Raw genomic sequence first — 20986 nt, 5'->3', positions numbered from 1 at the left:
ACACAAATATAATATCAAATAAAAGGCAGACGTGCAATGCCTTTTCATGGTTTATCCACAACTGTAACAATATGTGATTAAAACTTGTCCACAAGTAGTGTGTCCTGTGCAAAAACTGTCAATATCTTGTGAAACTGCGTAAAAAAAGTCGAAAAAAATATCCACAGGGTAATTTTAATAGGCATTTGGAAAATAATGATTTCGTGACTGAAAAAGATCTCACTGCAAAAAAATTAGATACTGGGGGACAATATGATTGGGCAGGTTGACAATATTGAGGTCACTCTTTATAATAAGTTAGACTGTCTTTAACAGCTATTCCTCAGGGAGGTGTCTTATAATGAAAAGAACATATCAACCAAATAAACGTAAACATAGTAAAGTTCACGGTTTCCGCAGTCGTATGAGCTCAGCTAACGGACGTAAAGTTCTAGCGCGCCGTCGTCTAAAAGGAAGAAAAGTATTATCAGCTTAGGCCACTGAAACATCAGTGGTCTTTTTTATAAGAAAAGCGGAAGCGCTTTGCCCAGGGGCGACAGGCATAAGACGAGCTGGCGAGAAGGTTGTTCTTTACCTTCTTGACGGATTGGCTTATGACCCCGAGCCCCTAAGCGCTGGAGCTGGACAATAGAGAAATAGCCCACTAAAGAAGGTGTTTTCTATGAAGAAAGAATTACGGGTAAAGAAGAATAAGGAATTCCAAGAGGCATTTCAAAAGGGACAATCATTCGCAAATCGACAATTTGTTGTCTATAGTCTGAAGAAAGAGGATCAAGACTATTTTCGAATTGGGCTGTCTGTCAGCAAAAAAATTGGAAATGCTGTGATTAGAAATCAAATTAAAAGATACATAAGACAAGCTGTTTTCGAATTGTCAGATTTACTATTACCAGGTAATGATTATGTCATTATTGCTAGAAAACCTGCAGCTGAAATGGACTTTTTTGAGGTAAAAAAGAGCTTAACCCATGTCTTTAAGGTTGGAAAGGTTTTAAAGAAAAGGTAGTCTGGCAAAATAATATTGTATTCGCTTTAAATTTATGAGACAAATTATTCTAATAGATGGTAAAATACCTATGAAATATTCCAATTTGATATTCACAAAAAAGGGTATTCATACTTAAATAGTATATATATTGTTCAAGGAGGAAAATTCGGTTGAAAAAACGAATATTACTATTGATTGGTATCGTTTCTGTGTTTTTGTTCTTAACAGGATGTACAGAAATTAATAAGCCGATTGATGCTGAAAGTACAGGCTTTTGGAACGAGTACATTGTCTATCCGCTTTCCTGGATCATTGTGAAAGGTGCAGAAATCCTTGGTGGAAGCTTTGGTTTTTCATTGATTGTCGTTACACTCTTAATTCGGTTAGCGATCTTACCACTGATGATAAAGCAGACTAGAAGCTCAAAGGCTATGCAGGCTTTGCAGCCAGAAATGAAGGCTCTTAGGGAAAAATACAGCTCCAAGGATCAGAAGACACAACAGAAATTACAGCAAGAAACCATGGCACTTTTTCAAAAGCATGGAGTAAATCCGATGGCTGGATGTTTTCCATTAATCGTCCAAATGCCTATCCTAATTGGTTTCTACCATGCAATTTCAAGAACAAGAGAAATTGCTGATCACAGTTTCCTGTGGTTTGATCTAGGGGATAAGGATCCTTTTTATATCTTACCGATTATTGCAGGTATCACCACATTTATTCAGCAAAAATTAATGATGGCCGGGCAAGAGCATAATCCGCAAATGGCGATGATGCTTTGGATGATGCCGATTATGATTGTTATTTTTGCTTTTAATTTCCCTGCAGCTCTTTCCTTGTATTGGGTAGTAGGAAATCTTTTCATGATCGTTCAAACCTATTTCATTAAAGGACCGGATCTGAAAAAGGTGCAGGAATCCGGTAAAGCGGGAGGAGCAAAAAAGTGAAACAAGTAACTGCTACCGGACAAACAGTCGTAGAAGCAGTGGAATCAGCTTTAGCTCAATTAAACACAACAAGAGACCGCGCAGATGTAGCTATTATCGATGAAGGTAAAAAAGGTATATTTGGAATTTTCGGTTCGCGTCCAGCTGTCGTTAAGGTTACCGTGATTATTGACCCAATTGAGGAAGCAAGGAAGTTTCTGCTTCAGGTTAGTGAACAAATGGGAGCTCCCATCAGTATTGAAATGAAACGCGATGGAAAACAAGTTTTGTTCGTTATGACGGGAGAAAAGATTGCTCTTTTGATTGGAAAAAGAGGACAAACTTTAAATTCACTCCAATATTTAGCGCAGCTAATCATTAATCGCTTTTCAAATCAATACTTAACACTTATCTTGGATGCGGAGGATTACCGGAATCGAAGAAATGATACGTTGATACAATTAGCTCATCGTCTTGCACTAAAGGCTTTAAAGACTGGCAAGGATGTAGCATTGGAACCGATGCCTTCATACGAGCGTAAAGTCATTCACACAGCTTTATCCAATAACAAACGAGTAAAAACTTTTTCAGATGGATCAGATCCACACAGACATATCGTTATTTCACCAGCCAAATAATATAATTCGAAAGACATCCTTTGTCGAAGGATGTCTTTTTTTGTCGTTTGTCGAAAGTTAGATTCAAAAAGCAGCTGTTTATAACAATTATATGAAATCTCTTGTTTTATTGTTATTCACATGTGGATAAGTTAAAATAATACGTAGTCATTAAACAGGCTGTGGATAATTAGCTAAAGGATTTCTGGTTTTTCAGATGACGATTCTGTGGTATTCTAATAATTTGGTGCAAAATAACGTTTATATATATATAGATTAATTTTAAAAAGAGTGGTGAAAGTAATGGAATTTGATACGATAGCTGCTATATCGACACCAATGGGTGAGGGAGCAATTGCAATTGTACGATTGAGTGGCGATGATTCCATTAAAATTGCGGATCAAGTTTTTCGAAGCATCGGTGGTAAAAGGTTGATAGAAGTTCCGACACATACGATCCATTATGGACATTTAATCAATCCTAAGAATGAGCAAGTGATTGAAGAAGTAATGATATCAGTTATGAAGGGCCCAAAAACTTTTACAAAAGAGGATGTAGTGGAAATTAATTGTCACGGCGGGATTGTTTCCGTTAATCGAGTACTGCAGCATGTATTAGCCTATGGGGCTCGGCTGGCAGAACCAGGTGAATTCACGAAACGAGCATTTTTAAACGGACGGATAGATTTATCTCAGGCAGAAGCTGTAATGGATTTGATTAGAGCCAAAACAGATCGGGCTATGAATGTAGCATTGGGCCAAATGGAAGGGCGATTATCAAAATTAATTAGGGGATTGCGCCAGGAAATTTTAGAGGTACTCGCACATGTTGAAGTGAACATCGATTATCCTGAATATGATGATGTCGAAGAAATGACTCATAAAATGCTATTAGAAAAAGCCATGTATGTTCGTGATGAACTAAAAAAATTGCTGCAAACTTCTCAGCAAGGAAAAATATTGCGTGAAGGACTTTCGACGGTCATTGTTGGCCGCCCAAACGTTGGAAAATCTTCGTTATTAAATAGTCTTGTACAGGAAAATAAAGCTATTGTCACAGATATACCTGGAACAACCCGTGATGTTATTGAGGAATATGTCAATGTACGCGGAGTGCCGCTTAGACTGTTAGACACGGCAGGAATAAGGGAAACAGAAGATATTGTTGAAAGAATCGGAGTTGAAAAATCCCGACAAGTTTTAAAAGAAGCCGATCTAATCTTGTTAGTGTTAAATCATGCTGATAAATTTACAAAAGAGGATGAAAATCTTTTTGAGGCTGTTAAAGGCATGGATGTGATTGTCATTGTCAATAAGACAGACCTCACGCAGCGAATTGATATGGATCGTGTAAGGGAATTGGCAAGAGAGCATAAAATTGTCACTACCTCATTATTAGAGGACCGTGGCGTGGATGAGCTTGAGGAAGCAATATCCTCCTTGTTCTTTGCAGGGACAATTGACGCTGGTGATATGACCTATCTATCGAACAGCCGCCATATTGCTTTGATTGGCCAAAGTTTGCATACAATAGAAGAAGCGATTGCTGGAGTAGAAATGGGAACTCCAATTGATATCGTTCAAATAGATATTACAAGGACCTGGGAATTGCTTGGTGAAGTAATCGGCGATAGTGTCCACGAAAGTTTAATTGATCAGCTATTTTCACAGTTCTGTTTGGGAAAATAGCTTTAGTAGAGGGAGGAAAGAGATGTCATACGAAGCAGGTAATTTTGACGTTGTGGTCATTGGTGCCGGACATGCTGGCTGTGAGGCGGGCCTCGCGGCGGCACGATTGGGTGCAAAAACATTAATGATTACCATTAACCTTGATATGGTTGCCTTTATGCCTTGTAATCCATCGATTGGCGGACCTGCAAAAGGAATTGTTGTCCGGGAAATAGATGCACTAGGCGGGGAAATGGGGAAAAATATAGATAAAACACATATTCAAATGAGAATGTTGAATACTGGAAAGGGTCCTGCAGTCCGTGCATTGCGGGCACAGGCAGATAAAGTTGACTATCAATCTGAAATGAAAAAAACGATTGAAGACACACCAAACCTGACACTCCTTCAAGGTATGGTTGAAAGACTGATTGTTGAGGACGGGATTTGTGTAGGGGTCATTACAAAAACAGGTGCCATTTACCGCGCAAAAACAGTTATTATTACGACGGGTACGTATCTTCGTGGTGAAATTATCCTTGGAGAATTGAAGTATTCAAGCGGCCCTAATAACCAACAGCCATCTATCAAGTTATCTGAGCATTTAGAAGAACTTGGGTTTGCGTTGGTCCGTTTTAAGACAGGAACTCCGCCACGGGTTAATAGTCATACGATTGATTACAGCAAAACAGAGATTCAGCCGGGCGACGAGGTTCCGAGAGCATTCTCGTATGAAACGACTAAATATATTACTGACCAGCTGCCATGTTGGTTAACTTATACGAATGAACAAACGCATACGTTAATTGATCAAAACCTGCATCGTTCACCGATGTATTCCGGAATGATCAAAGGAACAGGTCCGCGTTACTGTCCATCGATTGAAGATAAAGTGGTTCGTTTTAATGATAAGCCGCGCCATCAAATTTTCCTTGAGCCAGAAGGAAGAAATACACATGAGGTTTATGTTCAAGGCTTATCCACTAGTCTGCCTGAGGATGTCCAGCAGCAGCTCCTTAGATCCATTCCAGGATTAGAAAATGTTCAAATGATGAGATCTGGATATGCGATTGAATATGATGCGATTGATCCAACTCAGCTTTGGCCGACACTTGAAACAAAGGTTGTAAAAAATCTCTTTACAGCCGGTCAAATTAACGGTACCTCCGGATATGAAGAAGCAGCGGGACAAGGTATTATGGCTGGTATTAATGCTGGATTGAATGCACTTGGAAAAGAACCGTTAATTCTTAGTCGTTCAGATGCCTATATTGGTGTGTTAATTGATGATTTAATCACAAAGGGAACAAGTGAACCGTATCGTTTGTTAACATCAAGAGCGGAGTATCGCTTGTTACTACGCCATGATAATGCTGACTTACGGTTAACGGAAATTGGTCACTCAATTGGTCTGATACCAGAGGAGCGTTATCAAAGATTTTTAGCTAAAAGGGACGCGGTTGAGGCGGAAAAAGAAAGACTTTCATCGGTCCGCATAAAACCATCAACAGAAGTTCAAGAGTTAATCCGAAGCATGGGCGGCAGTGAGCTTAAGGATGGAATCCTTGCTGCAGATTTATTAAAACGACCTGAAATGTCCTATGAACACATTGAAAAGCTGACACCTAGTGAGCTGGAATTAAATCAGGACATTAAAGAGCAGGTAGAAATCCAAGTTAAATATGAAGGATACATTGAAAAATCGCTTCAGCAGGTTGAACGTTTAAAGAAGATGGAAAACAAGAAAATCCCTGAAAATATCGATTATGATTCCATATCAGGACTTGCAAATGAAGCAAAGCAAAATTTAAAACAAATCAAACCATTATCACTTGCCCAAGCTTCAAGGATCTCTGGAGTAAATCCAGCCGATATCTCAATCCTCCTTATCTATTTAGAACAAGGAAGAATAGCAAAAACAAGTAATTCATAATTTTTTTAAAAAGAGGAAGTTTTGCTGATGAACATCGAACAATTCAAAGCCATGCTTCTTGAGAAGGGGATTACCCTTAGCGATGAGCAGCTAGATCAATTTGAGAAATACTTTCATACCTTGGTTGAATGGAATGAGAAAATGAACCTAACGGCCATCACCGAACAAGGTGATGTCTATTTAAAACATTTCTATGATTCCATATCTGCTGCGTTTTATTTTGATTTCACGAAGCCCCTTCATCTCTGTGATGTCGGTGCAGGTGCAGGATTTCCAAGTATTCCATTAAAAATCGCCTTTCCTCATTTAGAAGTGACAATCGTTGATTCATTAAATAAGCGAATTTCCTTTTTAAATCATTTAGCAAATGTATTGAAATTGGAAAAGGTCCACTTCATTCATGATCGCGCTGAAACCTTTGGGGTTAATCCGTCCCATAGGGAGTCCTATGACCTTGTGACAGCCAGAGCCGTTGCTAGAATGTCAGTTCTTAGTGAACTTTGTCTTCCTCTTGTGAAAGTGGGAGGACATTTCGTCGCGATGAAGGCAGCTCATGCGAATGATGAATTAAGTGTTGGACAGAAGGCAATCAGTACACTTGGGGGAAAACTAGAGCAGATGTTTACCTTCACTTTACCGATGGAAGAAAGTGAAAGAAATATCCTTGTGATTAAAAAAGAAAAGCAAACGCCGAAAAAATATCCGCGAAAACCAGGGACACCTGGTAAAATGCCCATTGAATAATCGAGTTAAGAGTGGATTATTTTGTTGAAATAATCAACGGGTTTTGGCAGGAAGAAAACAGTTTGATAGCGAAATAAGTAATAGGGAGTTTCGTAAAGGTGGTGTTGGGGATGAAGAATTCGTTTTCACGCTTTTTTGGCCTCGGCGAAAAAGGAGATCAAAAGGTTGAGTTAGAGAAAGAGCTTGAAACGGAGTTAGAAGAAGAGCTGGATGCTGTAAAAAATGAGGAAATAAAAAGGATTCCGATTGATAGTATTGTTCCAAATCGTTTTCAGCCTCGAACCGTATTTGATGATGAAAAAATAGAGGAATTATCACGAACAATCCATACTCACGGAATCATTCAGCCAATTGTAGTGCGGCAGTTTGAAGGAAATTATGAAATTATTGCCGGTGAGCGCCGCTACCGGGCCATGAAGAAGCTGGGCTGGGAGGAAGCACCAGCAATCATAAAAAATTATTCAGACACAGAAACCGCTTCTGTTGCTTTAATTGAAAACCTGCAGCGGGAGGAACTTTCGCCTATTGAAGAGGCAATTGCCTATGGGAAGCTTCTTGAACTGCACAACTTAACGCAAGAAGCGCTTGCTCAGCGTCTCGGAAAAGGTCAGTCAACCGTTGCAAATAAGCTCAGACTTTTAAAGCTGCCACAGCTTATTCAAGAATCCTTGTTAAATAAAGAAATAACAGAACGGCATGCTCGAGCACTTATTCCACTTAAAGATCCTGAGAAACAGGTTTTGTTCTTACAAGAAATAATCGAAAAGAATCTTAATGTAAAGCAAACAGAAGACAGAGTTGCCAGGATCTTAGAAGAAAAGAACCAAAAACCAAAGCCAAAAAGGAAAGCATTCTCAAAGGATATGAGAATTGCTGTAAATACCATAAGGCAATCGTTAACTATGGTTTCTGATAACGGGATTAATCTCGACTCGGAAGAAGAAGAATTTGAAGATTATTATCAATTTACAATAAAAATTCCAAAGAAAAAATAAAATAATCACAAAATGGAACCAGACTTTTAAATAGTTTGGTTTTTATTTTTGTGAAATAATGGCAATCCTGTTATTATCTTCACTAATATTTTTTCAAAAAAAATAACAATAAATCAGTTTCATGATAAAATAAATAGCATGGAAATTTTAATTTACTAGTTTTACTAGTTTATATGACTAAAATTTAGTATTTTAATTGAAACAAGGTAGGTGACATCGTGGGCAAAACCATTGCAATCGCGAATCAAAAGGGCGGAGTTGGAAAGACAACGACCTCTGTCAATCTAGGCGCCTGCTTAGCATACATTGGGAAAAAGGTTTTATTAGTAGACATTGATCCACAAGGGAATGCAACAAGCGGAATTGGTATTGAAAAAGCAGAAGTAGAACAGTGTATATATGATGTTTTGGTAGATGATGTGGAAGCAAAGGATGTTATAAAACCAACATCCGTAGAGAATTTATATGCTATACCAGCTACTATTCAGCTAGCAGGAGCAGAGATTGAGCTGGTACCTACTATCTCAAGAGAAGTCCGATTAAAGCGGGCTCTTGAAGAAGTCAAGGATCAATTTGATTATATTATTATTGATTGCCCGCCTTCATTAGGATTATTGACGCTTAACTCCTTAACTGCTTCTGACTCTGTGTTAATCCCTGTTCAATGTGAATATTATGCTTTAGAAGGTTTGAGTCAGTTACTAAATACAGTGCGATTAGTACAAAAACACTTAAACCAAGACTTGAAAATAGAAGGCGTATTATTAACGATGCTCGATGCCCGAACCAATCTAGGCATTCAAGTAATCGAAGAAGTTAAAAAGTATTTTCAAGACAAAGTATATAAAACCATTATTCCAAGAAATGTACGTCTAAGTGAGGCTCCGAGTCATGGTGAACCAATTATTAATTATGATTCAAAATCTCGTGGGGCAGAAGTTTATTTAGATCTAGCAAAGGAAGTGGTCTCAAATGGCTAAAGGTTTAGGAAAAAAAGGCATAAATGCGTTTTTTACAAATATCGAAGCCGGTAAGGAAGAGACTGTCCAGGAAATTAGTTTAAAGGAATTGCGTCCAAATCCTTACCAGCCTAGGAAAACCTTCCAACAAGAGGCCATTGATGAGTTAAAGGCTTCTATATTAGAGCATGGAATACTCCAGCCTCTTGTGGTAAGAAAAAGTATAAAAGGGTATGAAATTGTTGTCGGAGAAAGACGCTTTCGAGCTGCTAAGGAAGCAAAACTAGATACTGTTCCAGCCGTGGTTAGAGAGTTAACAGAGCAGCAAATGATGGAATTAGCAGTATTGGAAAATCTTCAGCGGGAAGATCTAAACGCGATTGAAGAAGGACAAGCATACCAAACGTTAATGGAAAAGTTAAATTTTACCCAAGAAGAGGTAGCAAAGCGTCTAGGAAAAAGCCGCCCGCATGTAGCCAATCATATCCGTCTTCTCTCTCTACCTGCTAAGATTCAAGAGTTAATTTCAACCGAGAAAATTTCAATGGGACATGGCCGAGCACTCCTAGGGCTAAGACAAAAGGCAAAGCTGCCAGCTGTAGTTGATAAAATTATTCAGGAATCGTTGAATGTCCGCCAACTGGAAAAACTTATCCAACAATTAAATGAAAATGTTCCACGTGAAACAAAAAAGCCAGAAAAGAAAAAGGATGTGTTTATCCAGGAGCGTGAACACTCTCTTCGCGAACGCTTTGGTACGACGGTAAACATTAAGAAATCCAAAAATAAAGGAAAAATTGAAATTGAATTTTTCTCTGAAGAAGATTTAGAACGGATTCTAGAAATGCTAAGCAAGGAAGAAGCTTATTAAACCATCAGAGGATGGTTTATTTTTTTGAAAATAAATAACTTTTCAAGTCTGCTTAAAAATGATAGTTTAATACTATTATAAATTTCGAGATGCGAAGAATAGGTGAATAGACAATGTTTTTATTAGGAACACTTGTAAATGGAGTACTAATCATAATTGGAGTGTTAATTGGAAGACTTTTAAACAGAATTCCGGAAAGCATGAAAACAACAGTCATGTATGCGATAGGCCTATCAGTGATTGTCCTAGGCTTACAAATGGGATTGAAAAGTGAAAATTTCCTAATTGTGATTATTAGTTTGGTTATGGGAGCTGTTTTTGGGGAGCTTATGCAATTGGAGGAAAAACTGAATCAACTTGGGCTTTGGCTGGAAAAGAAAATAGGTTCTAACGGAAAAGCTGCTGGAAAAGGCAGTATTGCTGAGGGATTCGTTACAGCAACCTTGATCTTTGTTATTGGCGCTATGGCAATAATAGGAGCACTGGATAGCGGAATACGCGGTGATCATGATGTTTTGTATACAAAAGGGCTCATCGATGGATTTACGTCTATTATTTTAACGACTACTTTAGGGATTGGTGTTATTTTTTCTGCCATTCCTGTTATGCTTTATCAAGGCATTATTGCCTTGTTTGCCACTCAAATTAATACATTTATTCCACAATTGTTGATGGACCAGTTCATTGTTGAAATGACAGCGACAGGCGGTGTTATGATTTTCGCTATCGGTCTGAATCTAACAGGACTAGTGAAAATAAAGGTAGCAAACCTCCTCCCTGCTATTGTCGTGACAGGGCTTATCGTGACGATTCTCTATCTATATAATCTTTACTTGTAATATTTTACAGTTTTGTAAAAACAAAAGAGCAATTGGAGTTATTCCAGATTGCTCTTTTAATTGGATTTTTTCTGCTCTTGCTGTGCAAGTTCTTGCAGTCTTCCTTTTGTATGAAGAATACTTGCCTGATAAATTCCATTTGCGATTGTTTTTGCCATTTTCATAACCAGGTTAAGCCGTGTATTTTGTAAGACAAAAAACTCCATAAAGCCGCTTACGTTGACGATCCCCGTTATGTGGATATTTCCAACGGCGGGAAGCTCTTTATTGACACCAGCACCAGGTTTAACCGGACCATCACCTACCTGGATCACTCCAACATTTTTCATTCGTCCTAAACAGGCATCAATCCCAATAATATAGGGATCAAGATGTTTTATCGTTATTTCTTGCAAACGTTCAGTTAGATTTACAGCATGAATGGGCTCATCTAGAGTACCATACACATGAAAGGAAGAAATGTCCTTTTCCTCTAGTAGTGATCCTACAAGTGGTCCTAGTGAATCTCCGGTTGAGCGGTCAGTTCCAATACAAACAAAAACGATTGGCCGCTCCGCATTCCTTGGCAGGAACCTTAAGAGCTCCATTGAAAGATTTTCAACAGCTTGAAAATCATCATGAGGTATTCGCTGCGTATTAGCCCTCCTATCCAAGAAACTAGGTATCAGATTCATAAGTCCACTCCTCGGTCTTTGACTGCTTTTTGTCTAGCTGCAGCGCCTAGAGGCTCGGGGTCATAAGCCAATCCGTCAAGAAGGTTAAAGAGCAACCTTCTCGCCGGCTCGTCTTATGCCTGTCGCCCCTGGTCAAGGCGCTTCCGCTTTTCTTTTTAACAGTATACGGAATATTTCGAAAATCTATACGTAGTCAAGCAAAGAATTCCAGTTGAAAAAATGAATAATTCACAATACTATAAAGTACAAAGGAAACTTGGTAAAATAAGTGTGATTCATCAGGTAAAGGGAAAGGGTGTTTAAATGAGTTCTACTCAAAGGATTATTCAAAGATTTATCGATAAATTCCAAAATGAAGATACGTGGCTCGCTATAGGGGAAGGTTTACTTAAGATTATTGCGATTATGATCGTTGCTAAAATTCTTATTAAGTTAGGCAGTATGGCCATTGATAATGTTTTCAAAATAAGAACGCGGTCTCCACTTAAGACTTCCGAACGCAGGGAAGAAACATTATCAAAGCTTCTCGATAATGTACTTACATACGTTGTCTATTTTATTTCTTTTATGATGATTCTTTCTGTCTTAACCATTGATGTAAAAGCGCTGATTGCTGGGGCTGGGGTTGTCGGACTCGCCGTGGGTTTTGGAGCGCAAAGTCTTGTCAAAGATGTAATCAGCGGTTTCTTTATTATTTTTGAGGATCAGTTTTCAGTTGGTGATCACGTTCGAATAGACCAATTTGAAGGAACCGTTCAAACGATTGGTTTACGAACAACCAAGTTGAAAAGCTGGACAGGAGAAGTCCACATCCTGCCGAATGGAAGCATTATTCAGGTAACAAATTTCTCATTAAATAATAGCCTTGCCATTATTGATATCTCTGTGGCATATGAAGAAGATATCGAAAAAACGCAAAAGGTCATCAGGGATTTGCTTGAAAAAATGCCGGATCAATACGAAGAATTAACGAAGGCACCTGAGCTTTTAGGTGTCCAAACCTTAGGACCATCAGAGGTTGTTTTAAGAATTGTTGCTGAAACACTGCCAATGAAGCATGCGGGTGTTACAAGGAATATTAAAAGAGATGTTAAAGAATGTTTAGATGCGCATGGAATTGAAATTCCATATCCACGTATGGTCATGTACGCAAAGAATTCTGGAAATATCACTGAACCTGGTGTTTAGAAGGAGAGGATTTCAATGGAGGAAAAAGAATTTGGGTTAAATGATGTTGTTGAAATGAAGAAACAGCACCCATGTGGGACCAATCGCTGGAAAATTATTCGCATGGGGATGGATATTCGCATTAAATGTGAAGGCTGTGATCATAGTGTAATGATCCCAAGGCGTGAGTTTTCCCGGAAAATGAAGAAAATATTGGTGAAGCATGAACAGTAGTTCATGCTTCTTTTTTTGGCTTAAATATATTATCCTATTAAAAAAGTAGATAGATTATTTTGGGGGTGAGGGAATTTGGCTGAAGTTCTGAAATCAGCATGTCCTTTAAATTGCTGGGACAGCTGTGGTCTTCTTGTAACGATTGAAAATAATAAAGTAATAAAGGTCGAAGGTGACCCCTCGCACCCAATTACCAAGGGGAAAATTTGCGGCAGAGGAAGAATGCTCGAAACAAGGACCAATTCTCCTGAACGGATTCTATATCCCTTAAAAAAGGTGAATGGAGAGTTTAAGCAAATTTCATGGAACCAAGCACTTGATGAAATTTCACTTAAGTTGAAGGAAGTTAAAGAACAATATGGTTCCACTGCTGTCCTCCATAGTCATGATTATGCAAACAACGGGATACTAAAAAGTCTAGATCAACGATTTTTTAATGGTTATGGCGGCGTTACAGAAATTTATGGATCACTTTGCTGGGGTGCGGGAATTGAGGCACAAAAGTGGGATTTTGGTGATGCTTATGGTCATGAACCAGACGATATCCTAAATAGTAAAAACATTATTATTTGGGGAAGAAACGTCGCGCGGACCAACATGCACTTTTATGAAAAGCTACTAGAAGCAAAGAAAAATGGTCTGAAAATTTATGTAATAGATCCTCTATATAATGCAACTGCAAAAATAGCAGACGAATATATATCAGTAAAACCTGGAATGGATGGTCTACTTGCTGCCGGTATCATAAAGGAAATTCTCCGATTAGGAATAGAAGATCGTGGGTTTATTGACCAATATACGTATGGCTTTGAGGATTTAGAAAACCTTATTGATACTATTTCTTTAGAAAAAATCAGTGAAATGACAGAAGTACCAATTGAAACGATCCACTCTTTAGCAAAGGTCTTTACAGATAAACCAACAGCGACTTTTATGGGACTTGGCCTGCAGCGTTACAAAAACGGCGGGAATACGATCCGTTTGATTGATGCTCTTGTAGCGGTAAGCGGCAATATTGGAATTCTAGGCGGAGGCGCAAATTATGCAAATCTCCAAGTAGGTCAAAGCTTTGATGTTGCTAATTTAACAATGAGTGATGGCAAGACCAGCCATAGACAGTTTTCGATTATGAAGCAAGCGGAGGAAGTACTCGCTGCCATTGATCCAGAAATTAAGATGATTATCGTCACCTGTGGCAATCCGCTTACACAGGTACCAGATTCATCCATCGTAGAAAAAGCCTTTGCGTCTGTTTCGACATTAGTGGTTATTGAGCAATTTATGACGGATACAGCGCAGCATGCTGATTATCTGCTGCCAACTACAACATCATTTGAAGAAGAAGATATTTATTATTCTTCTATGTATCATCATTATGTGAACTATGGTCCGAAACTCATTTCAGCCCCTGGAGAAGCAAAGTCGGATTTATGGATTTGGACACAGCTTGCACAGAGACTAGGATTTGGTGATGATTTTAAGTTTTCAAGAGAGCAGTTGTTGGAATTGTCTCTTGAGTCGTTAGCTGAAAAGGGAAAAACGTTAGATGAACTTAAAGAGAAAAGTGCTCTTGAATTGCCGGTAAAGCGAGTTCCATGGGAGGATTTTCAGTTTAAAACGGCTTCTGGGAAATATGAATTTACATCTATGAATAAGGGTGAAGAAGGTAAGTTGAAATTAGCCGTTCCTGAAGAATCAAAATGGAACAATCCCGACCTAGCTGAGAAGTTTCCATATAACTTATTAACCATCCATCCATTAAGATCAAATCACTCTCAAAATTATCATCTTTTTCCAAAGGAACCTCAACTGAAGGTAGAAGTGGCAGGGAATATTGCGGCTGACAAGGATCTTAAAGATGGGGACTTTGTAAGAGTATGGAATGATCGTGGCGAGGTGAAAGGATATCTCGCTATTTTGCCTAAAGCCCACCCAAACACGATAAATATCGATGAAGGGATTTGGAAGAAGTTTGGCGGTTCTGTAAATACCTTAACCTCAAGCGGTGAATCCGATAATGGACTAGGCAGTACCTTATATGATTGTCTTGTAAATATTGAAAAAATTAACTAACTGGTGACTCGGGCGCCAGTTTTTGTTGTTCTTGTCTTTTTAATAACTAATGCCTATAATTGTGAGAGGCATTTTTAATTAATTTCGTACTTATTTTTAATAAAATAGATGTGATTTCTAGAGGAGTGAATGTTATGGCTTTAACAGCAGGAATTGTAGGTTTACCGAATGTCGGGAAGTCTACATTATTTAATGCAATCACACAGGCTGGAGCTGAATCAGCTAACTATCCGTTCTGTACGATTGATCCAAACGTTGGGATTGTGGAAGTACCAGACCACCGTCTTAATAAATTGACGGAGCTTGTTCAGCCGAAAAAGACAGTTCCCACTGCATTTGAGTTTACGGATATTGCAGGAATTGTAAAGGGTGCAAGTAAAGGTGAAGGACTAGGAAATAAATTCTTATCACATATTCGTCAAGTAGACGCAATTTGTCAGGTTGTCCGCTGCTTTGCAGATGATAATATTACCCACGTTTCAGGGAAAGTTGATCCTATTTCAGATATTGAGGTCATTAACTTAGAGTTAATTCTTGCTGACATGGAATCTGTTGAGAAACGTATAAGCCGAGTTGAAAAACTAGCGAAGCAAAAAGATAAAGAGGCGGCGGCTGAGTTTGAAGTGCTTTCTATGCTTCGTGATGCTTTTGAAGCTGAAAAGCCGGCACGGACGGTTGAGTTTACTGAAGAACAGCTGAAAATCGCAAAAATGCTTCATCTTTTGACGATTAAACCAGTTCTTTATGTAGCAAACGTTGGTGAAGATGATGTAGCAAATCCATCAGAAAACGAATATGTTCAAAAGGTTCGTGAGTTTGCAGCGGCAGATAATGCTGAAGTAATCGTGATTTGTGCAAAGATTGAAGAAGAAATTGCTGAACTCGAGGGCGAAGAAAAGCAAATGTTCCTTGAAGAGCTTGGAATTGAAGAATCTGGACTTGATCAATTAATACGTGCGGCTTATAACTTACTTGGATTAGCTACCTACTTTACAGCGGGTGTGCAAGAAGTTCGAGCGTGGACGTTTATAAACGGAATGAAGGCTCCACAATGTGCGGGTATCATTCACTCTGACTTTGAACGCGGATTTATTCGTGCCGAAACGGTTTCATATGATGACTTATTAGCAGCAGGAAGTCACAATGCCGCGAAGGAAGCAGGAAAGGTCCGGTTAGAAGGAAAAGAATATTTAGTAAAAGATGGAGACGTCATTCACTTCCGTTTCAATGTGTAAAATGATCAGCCTTGCGTTTGCAAGGCTTTTTACATGGAGAGACTAGCTAGGGAAAAAACTAGAATTTGTGAACAACCTTGCATTTCCTGATTAACTGTGCTAAAATTTTACCTTGTGAGTAATGAATAATTGCTCCTTGCCCAAATGGGCCGTTTAGACCAAAAGGAGGTGACTGTGATGAATAAGTACGAAATCATGTACATCATCCGCCCAAATATTGAAGATGAATCGAAAAAAGCTCTTGTTGAGCGTTTCAACGGAATTCTTCTTGAAAACGGTGCGGAAACTGCTGAAACAAAAGATTGGGGTAAGCGTCGTTTAGCTTACGAAATCAACGATTTCCGTGATGGTTATTACGAAATCGTGAAAACTACATCTTCAGCTGACGCGGTACAAGAATTTTCTCGTCTTGCGAAAATCAGCGAAGATATCATTCGCCATTTAGTAATTAAAGAAGAAGCTTAATATAAATATATTTTTGGTCAGAATGTTTCACATGGAACATTCGCCGAGAAAAAAAGGAGTTGATTCTGATGATGAATCGTGTCGTGCTTGTTGGCCGTTTAACAAAAGATCCCGATTTGCGCTATACACCAAATGGGGTTCCTGTTGCTACCTTTACTTTAGCAGTTAACCGTCCGTTTTCTAGTCAGGCAGGTGAGCGTGAAGCAGACTTTATTAATTGTGTTGTTTGGCGTAAACCAGCTGAAAATGTGGCAAACTTCTTGAAAAAGGGCAGCCTTGCAGGAGTGGATGGCCGCATTCAAACCCGCAACTATGAAGGACAAGATGGTAAGCGTGTTTACGTTACAGAAGTTCAGGCAGAAAGTGTCCAATTTCTAGAACCTAAAAACTCCTCTGGCGGCGGAAGAAGCGACAATGATCATTTCGGTGCCCCACCAAGAGAACCACAAGGAAATCCTTATGGCGGCGGCAATCAGAATCAACGTCAGTATCAAAACAACAATAATAATAATAACAAAGGTTTTACTAAAGTGGATGATGATCCGTTCGCAGGTAACGGTCAGATAGACATCTCCGATGATGACTTACCATTTTAAAGTAAACTTTGAATGAACGTTTTGAAAATAACAGTAATGAAGGAGGGAATTTTCATGGCAGGTGGAGGACGTAAAGGCGGACGCGCGAAGCGCCGTAAAGTGTGCTATTTTACAGCAAATGGTATCTCTCGCATCGATTATAAAGATGTAGATTTACTTAAAAAGTTTATCTCTGAGCGTGGAAAGATTTTACCACGTCGTGTAACTGGTACTAGCGCTAAATATCAGCGTAAACTAACAGTTGCAATCAAACGTGCACGTCAAATGGCATTATTACCATTCGTTGCAGGTGAATAATAAAGCGTAAGCGCCTTGTTCAGGGGCGATAGTATAAGACAGCAGGGAACTTCCCTGGCTGTCTTTTTATTTTATCTTGCAGATTTGTTGAATAGCAGCGCGTATCTAGCTAAAATTAAGAAATAGGGTTTTTTGAATTAATTGGGGTGAAGCAGTGAAAAATGTTCGTAAATTAACAGAAGGTGCTATCCTTTTAGCAGCCTTTGCCGTTCTATTATTACTTACCATCTATGTTCCGTTTCTTGGGATGGTCGTAAACTTATTCTTAGCTGTGCCATTCATGCTTTTTGCGGCCAAGAATGATGGGAAAAGTATTTTTGTTTTTATCATCGCCTCCCTTTTTCTATCATTCATTGTGGGAAGTATTATGTCGCTTCCATTAACACTTGCCTATGGAACAACGGGAGTCGTAATCGGGTACCTTATTCAAAAACAAAAGAATATGGGTATTCTATTCATCGCAGGTACGCTGGTCTTTTTAGTCAATTTAATTATTATTTACGTATCAAGTATTGTTCTTTTTAAAGTAGATATGATTACCGAAATGATTGAAATGATGCGTGAATCACTCAATGTTTCCTCAGATTTACTGAAGAACTTCGGGAATGCGCAAGACTCGGAAAAGGTATTGGAGCAATTTAATAATGGATTAAACTTAATTAAAACCTTAATCCCAACTTTATTTGTGCTCTCTTCCTTTTTCATCGTATTCATCATGCAGCTCGTATCGTTTCCGATTATTAAGAGATTTGGGGTTAAGATAGAAAAGTGGAAAAGCTTTAAAGACATTTCCTTACCAAAAAGCATATTATATTATTTTCTTCTTACTTTAATTCTCAGTATGTTTATGAATCCTGAAGAAGGTACCTTCTGGTATATGGCAATTATCAATATGACTTACATCCTGCAATTCCTAATAGTCCTGCAAGGATATACGTTTATATTTTATTACTTCGACCAAAAGGGTATTTCAAAAGCTATTTCTATAACAATAGCGATTGTCTCTTTCATCATTCCAATTTTCCTTTATATTGTAGGGATATTAGGTATAATTGACTTAGGCTTTGATTTACGAAAGGGCTTTACGAAAAAAGAGAGATGACTACTGTTTAGGAGCTGAAAAAATTGCCTGCATTTATTGAAAAACGCTCGATTCGTTACCCTTTTTACGGGCTAATAGGCATTACAGTGGTGCTGCTCATTGTCCTGTCCTACTATAACTGGATACTCAGCTTGGTTGGGTTATTTCTCATCATCCCGCCGCTGTACTATATGATAGTCATTGAAACTAGCCAAAGAAAAGAGATGGAAGATTATATCTCAACCCTTTCCTACCGAGTGAAAAGGGTGGGCGAAGAAGCGCTGATGGAGATGCCGATTGGAATTATGCTCATTAATGATGAGTATTCTATAGAGTGGACCAATCCCTTTCTTTCCTCCTATTTTGATGAAGATACCCTTATTGGAAAATCTCTTTATGAAATAGCTGACACGTTAATACCATTAATTAAACAAGAAGTAGAAACAGAAATCATTACCTTGCACGGGAGAAAGTTCCGCGTCATTCTTAAAAGCGAGGAAAAACTTCTTTACTTCTTTGATGTGACCGAACAAAAGGAAATTGAAAAACTGTATCATGATGAGCGGACCGTTATTGCGATTATCTTCTTAGATAATTACGATGAACTCACACAAGGTATGGATGATCAAATGCGTGGAAGCATCAACAATATGGTTACTTCCACTCTAAATAAGTGGGCCCAGGACAACGGTATTTTTCTTAAAAGGATTTCCTCTGAACGGTTTATTGCTGTTTTTAATGAGGCGATCTTGCTGCTTCTCGAAAAAGGAAAATTTACTGTCCTTGATGAAATTAGAGAGATGACTTCTAAGCAGAATATCTCCTTCACACTCAGTATTGGTGTAGGTGCCGGGACACCATCCCTGCCTGAGTTAGGCGTATTAGCGCAATCAAGCCTTGATTTAGCCCTAGGTAGAGGCGGTGATCAGGTAGCCATCAAACATCCTAATGGCAAAGTGAAATTCTTTGGCGGCAAAACAAATCCAGTTGAAAAACGGACAAGGGTGCGTGCACGCGTTATTTCCCATGCATTAAAGGATCTAATTACCGCAAGTGATAAAGTGATTATTATGGGTCATAAAAATCCCGATATGGATTCTATTGGTTCTTCGATTGGCATTTACAAGGTTGCTCAAATGAATCAAAAGGATGCCTACATAGTTTTGAACCCTCAAGAAATGGACGGCGCTGTTCATAGGCTTATGGAAGAAATTCGCCATCAAGAGCAATTATTTTCTCGATTTATAGGTCCAGAAGAGGCATTGGAAATCTCAACAGAAAAAACATTGTTAGTAATCGTCGATACCCATAAGCCAGCACTCGTTATTGAAGAACGACTGCTTAATAAAATTGATAATGTTGTGGTGATTGACCATCATCGCCGTGGAGAAGAATTTATTACAAATCCAGTTCTTGTTTATATGGAGCCATATGCTTCCTCCACTGCGGAGCTTGTAACCGAATTTCTTGAATACCAGCCGAAACGCGGTAAAATAGAAATGATAGAGGCAACGGCACTGCTCGCAGGAATTGTGGTAGATACGAAAAGCTTTACTTTACGAACAGGTGCTAGAACCTTCGATGCCGCTTCCTATTTACGCGGCCAAGGGGCAGATACCATCCTGGTTCAGAAGTTTTTAAAAGAAAGCGTTAATACGTATATTAAGCGCGCTAAGTTAATCGAATCGGTGTTTTTTTACCGCGATGGAATTGCGATTGCTAAAGGGGAAGAAGGGGATCTTCATGATCAGGTCCTTCTCGCCCAGGCGGCGGATACACTTCTGACTATGGATGGTGTAGCGGCTTCCTTCGTGATTGCGAAACGAAATGAAGGGCTGATTGGAATTAGTGCGAGATCGCTTGGAAATGTAAATGTCCAAATTATTATGGAAAAGCTTCAAGGCGGCGGGCACCTGACAAATGCAGCCACCCAGTTGACCGGGATCTCCGTAATAGAAGCAGAAAGACAATTAAAGCTTGCGATTGAAGAATATTTTGAAGGTGGGAAAAAAGAATGAAGGTAATTTTTTTAAAAGATGTAAAAGGTAAAGGTAAAAAAGGTGAAGTGAAAAATGTTGCGGATGGATATGCGCAAAATTTCTTAATTAAGCAAGGCCTTGCTATTGAAGCGAGTAATGCAAACATCAGTACGCTTGAGGGTCAAAAGAAAAAGGAAGACAAACGTGCAGCAGAAGAGCTTGCAGAAGCTAAAAAGCTAGGAGAACAGTTGGAAAAAACTACAGTTGAGCTATCCGCAAAAGCCGGTGAAGGCGGCCGCCTTTTTGGTTCAATTACGACAAAGCAAATTGCGGAAGAACTTCAAAAGAAACACGGTATTAAAATCGATAAACGCAAAATGGAATTATCAGATGCGATTCGTACCCTAGGACATACAAAGGTTCCAGTTAAGCTTCATCATGAAGTTTTAGCAACGTTAACCGTTCATGTAAAAGAAGTAAATTAATTTCCAGTTCAAATTTTAGATAAACATGTTAAAATAATAAAAGTTAAGGGAAAAAGTTAGTTTCTTTTTCTTAAAGTGAGTGATGTGATCGGTTGAGGCTGGTCACTTTTCTTTATTATGAACATATTTAGGTTTAATACTATTAATATATATAATATCC

22 protein-coding genes are annotated in these 20986 nt (G+C 38.7%); 21 read left to right on the top strand and 1 reads right to left on the bottom strand.

The window, feature by feature from the left end:
* Positions 1 to 340 precede the first annotated feature (340 nt).
* From rpmH to ACY3XC_RS16575, 11 genes are all read left to right on the top strand, one after another.
* Positions 341 to 475, top strand: coding sequence for a 50S ribosomal protein L34 (gene rpmH, locus ACY3XC_RS16625; RefSeq protein WP_007084526.1), 135 nt, complete (start codon positions 341 to 343; stop codon positions 473 to 475).
* A gap of 186 nt (positions 476 to 661) precedes the next feature.
* The gene (rnpA, locus tag ACY3XC_RS16620) at positions 662 to 1006 is read left to right on the top strand and encodes a ribonuclease P protein component (RefSeq protein ID WP_464869520.1); all 345 of its coding nucleotides are present in this window, start codon (positions 662 to 664) and stop codon (positions 1004 to 1006) included.
* A 152-nt stretch (positions 1007 to 1158) separates the two neighbouring features.
* Positions 1159 to 1935, top strand: a complete 777-nt coding sequence (spoIIIJ, locus tag ACY3XC_RS16615) for a YidC family membrane integrase SpoIIIJ (protein WP_179157907.1) — start codon at positions 1159 to 1161, stop codon at positions 1933 to 1935.
* A complete protein-coding gene (gene jag / locus ACY3XC_RS16610) occupies positions 1932 to 2552 on the top strand; it encodes an RNA-binding cell elongation regulator Jag/EloR (protein ID WP_464869519.1) in 621 nt (206 codons plus the stop codon). Before spoIIIJ ends, jag begins: the two co-directional genes overlap by 4 nt.
* Positions 2553 to 2834: 282 nt before the next feature.
* Positions 2835 to 4220 carry a tRNA uridine-5-carboxymethylaminomethyl(34) synthesis GTPase MnmE gene (gene mnmE / locus ACY3XC_RS16605; protein ID WP_179157909.1) on the top strand — a complete coding sequence of 462 codons (1386 nt, stop codon included), beginning with the start codon at positions 2835 to 2837 and terminating at the stop codon, positions 4218 to 4220.
* A gap of 22 nt (positions 4221 to 4242) precedes the next feature.
* Positions 4243 to 6132 (top strand): tRNA uridine-5-carboxymethylaminomethyl(34) synthesis enzyme MnmG, encoded by a 1890-nt coding sequence (gene mnmG, locus ACY3XC_RS16600; RefSeq protein ID WP_464869518.1) that lies wholly within the window; start codon positions 4243 to 4245, stop codon positions 6130 to 6132.
* 27 nt (positions 6133 to 6159) lie between these two features.
* Positions 6160 to 6876, top strand: coding sequence for a 16S rRNA (guanine(527)-N(7))-methyltransferase RsmG (gene rsmG / locus ACY3XC_RS16595; RefSeq protein WP_464869517.1), 717 nt, complete (start codon positions 6160 to 6162; stop codon positions 6874 to 6876).
* Positions 6877 to 6986: 110 nt separating this feature from the next.
* The gene (noc, locus tag ACY3XC_RS16590) at positions 6987 to 7871 is read left to right on the top strand and encodes a nucleoid occlusion protein (protein WP_464869516.1); all 885 of its coding nucleotides are present in this window, start codon (positions 6987 to 6989) and stop codon (positions 7869 to 7871) included.
* 218 nt (positions 7872 to 8089) lie between these two features.
* Entirely contained in the window at positions 8090 to 8851 is a 762-nt protein-coding gene (locus tag ACY3XC_RS16585; protein WP_179157913.1) for a ParA family protein, read from the top strand.
* On the top strand, positions 8844 to 9701 hold the full coding sequence (locus ACY3XC_RS16580) for a ParB/RepB/Spo0J family partition protein (protein ID WP_179157914.1): 858 nt from the start codon (positions 8844 to 8846) through the stop codon (positions 9699 to 9701). The genes ACY3XC_RS16585 and ACY3XC_RS16580 overlap by 8 nt, the downstream gene beginning before the upstream one ends.
* A gap of 113 nt (positions 9702 to 9814) precedes the next feature.
* Positions 9815 to 10540, top strand: coding sequence for a DUF554 domain-containing protein (locus tag ACY3XC_RS16575; protein WP_464869515.1), 726 nt, complete (start codon positions 9815 to 9817; stop codon positions 10538 to 10540).
* A 56-nt stretch (positions 10541 to 10596) separates the two neighbouring features.
* On the opposite strand, the gene yyaC is transcribed toward ACY3XC_RS16575, so the two are convergent.
* Positions 10597 to 11214: a spore protease YyaC gene (yyaC, locus tag ACY3XC_RS16570; RefSeq protein ID WP_464869514.1), complete on the bottom strand. Its 618-nt coding sequence runs from the start codon at positions 11212 to 11214 to the stop codon at positions 10597 to 10599.
* A 303-nt stretch (positions 11215 to 11517) separates the two neighbouring features.
* Between yyaC and ACY3XC_RS16565 the strand changes: the two genes are divergently transcribed.
* The 10 genes from ACY3XC_RS16565 (at position 11518) to rplI (ending at position 20826) form a co-directional block, all read left to right on the top strand.
* Entirely contained in the window at positions 11518 to 12402 is an 885-nt protein-coding gene (locus ACY3XC_RS16565; protein WP_464869513.1) for a mechanosensitive ion channel family protein, read from the top strand.
* A gap of 15 nt (positions 12403 to 12417) precedes the next feature.
* A complete protein-coding gene (locus ACY3XC_RS16560; protein WP_095247385.1) occupies positions 12418 to 12615 on the top strand; it encodes a DUF951 domain-containing protein in 198 nt (65 codons plus the stop codon).
* A 75-nt stretch (positions 12616 to 12690) separates the two neighbouring features.
* The gene (locus ACY3XC_RS16555) at positions 12691 to 14688 is read left to right on the top strand and encodes a molybdopterin-dependent oxidoreductase (RefSeq protein WP_464869512.1); all 1998 of its coding nucleotides are present in this window, start codon (positions 12691 to 12693) and stop codon (positions 14686 to 14688) included.
* Positions 14689 to 14822: 134 nt separating this feature from the next.
* Entirely contained in the window at positions 14823 to 15923 is a 1101-nt protein-coding gene (ychF, locus tag ACY3XC_RS16550) for a redox-regulated ATPase YchF (protein ID WP_179157919.1), read from the top strand.
* Positions 15924 to 16100: 177 nt separating this feature from the next.
* The gene (rpsF, locus tag ACY3XC_RS16545; RefSeq protein ID WP_179157920.1) at positions 16101 to 16388 is read left to right on the top strand and encodes a 30S ribosomal protein S6; all 288 of its coding nucleotides are present in this window, start codon (positions 16101 to 16103) and stop codon (positions 16386 to 16388) included.
* A gap of 68 nt (positions 16389 to 16456) precedes the next feature.
* Entirely contained in the window at positions 16457 to 16984 is a 528-nt protein-coding gene (ssb, locus tag ACY3XC_RS16540; RefSeq protein WP_464869511.1) for a single-stranded DNA-binding protein, read from the top strand.
* A gap of 54 nt (positions 16985 to 17038) precedes the next feature.
* On the top strand, positions 17039 to 17281 hold the full coding sequence (rpsR, locus tag ACY3XC_RS16535; protein WP_063255175.1) for a 30S ribosomal protein S18: 243 nt from the start codon (positions 17039 to 17041) through the stop codon (positions 17279 to 17281).
* A gap of 154 nt (positions 17282 to 17435) precedes the next feature.
* A complete protein-coding gene (locus tag ACY3XC_RS16530) occupies positions 17436 to 18383 on the top strand; it encodes a YybS family protein (RefSeq protein ID WP_464869510.1) in 948 nt (315 codons plus the stop codon).
* A 23-nt stretch (positions 18384 to 18406) separates the two neighbouring features.
* Positions 18407 to 20380, top strand: a complete 1974-nt coding sequence (locus ACY3XC_RS16525) for a DHH family phosphoesterase (protein ID WP_464869509.1) — start codon at positions 18407 to 18409, stop codon at positions 20378 to 20380.
* Positions 20377 to 20826, top strand: coding sequence for a 50S ribosomal protein L9 (gene rplI / locus ACY3XC_RS16520; RefSeq protein ID WP_179157924.1), 450 nt, complete (start codon positions 20377 to 20379; stop codon positions 20824 to 20826). Before ACY3XC_RS16525 ends, rplI begins: the two co-directional genes overlap by 4 nt.
* Positions 20827 to 20986 lie beyond the last annotated feature (160 nt).

It is taken from the genome of Bacillus sp. CZDM1, assembly GCF_055502545.1.
This window is presented reverse-complemented; position numbering and strand designations above follow the sequence as displayed.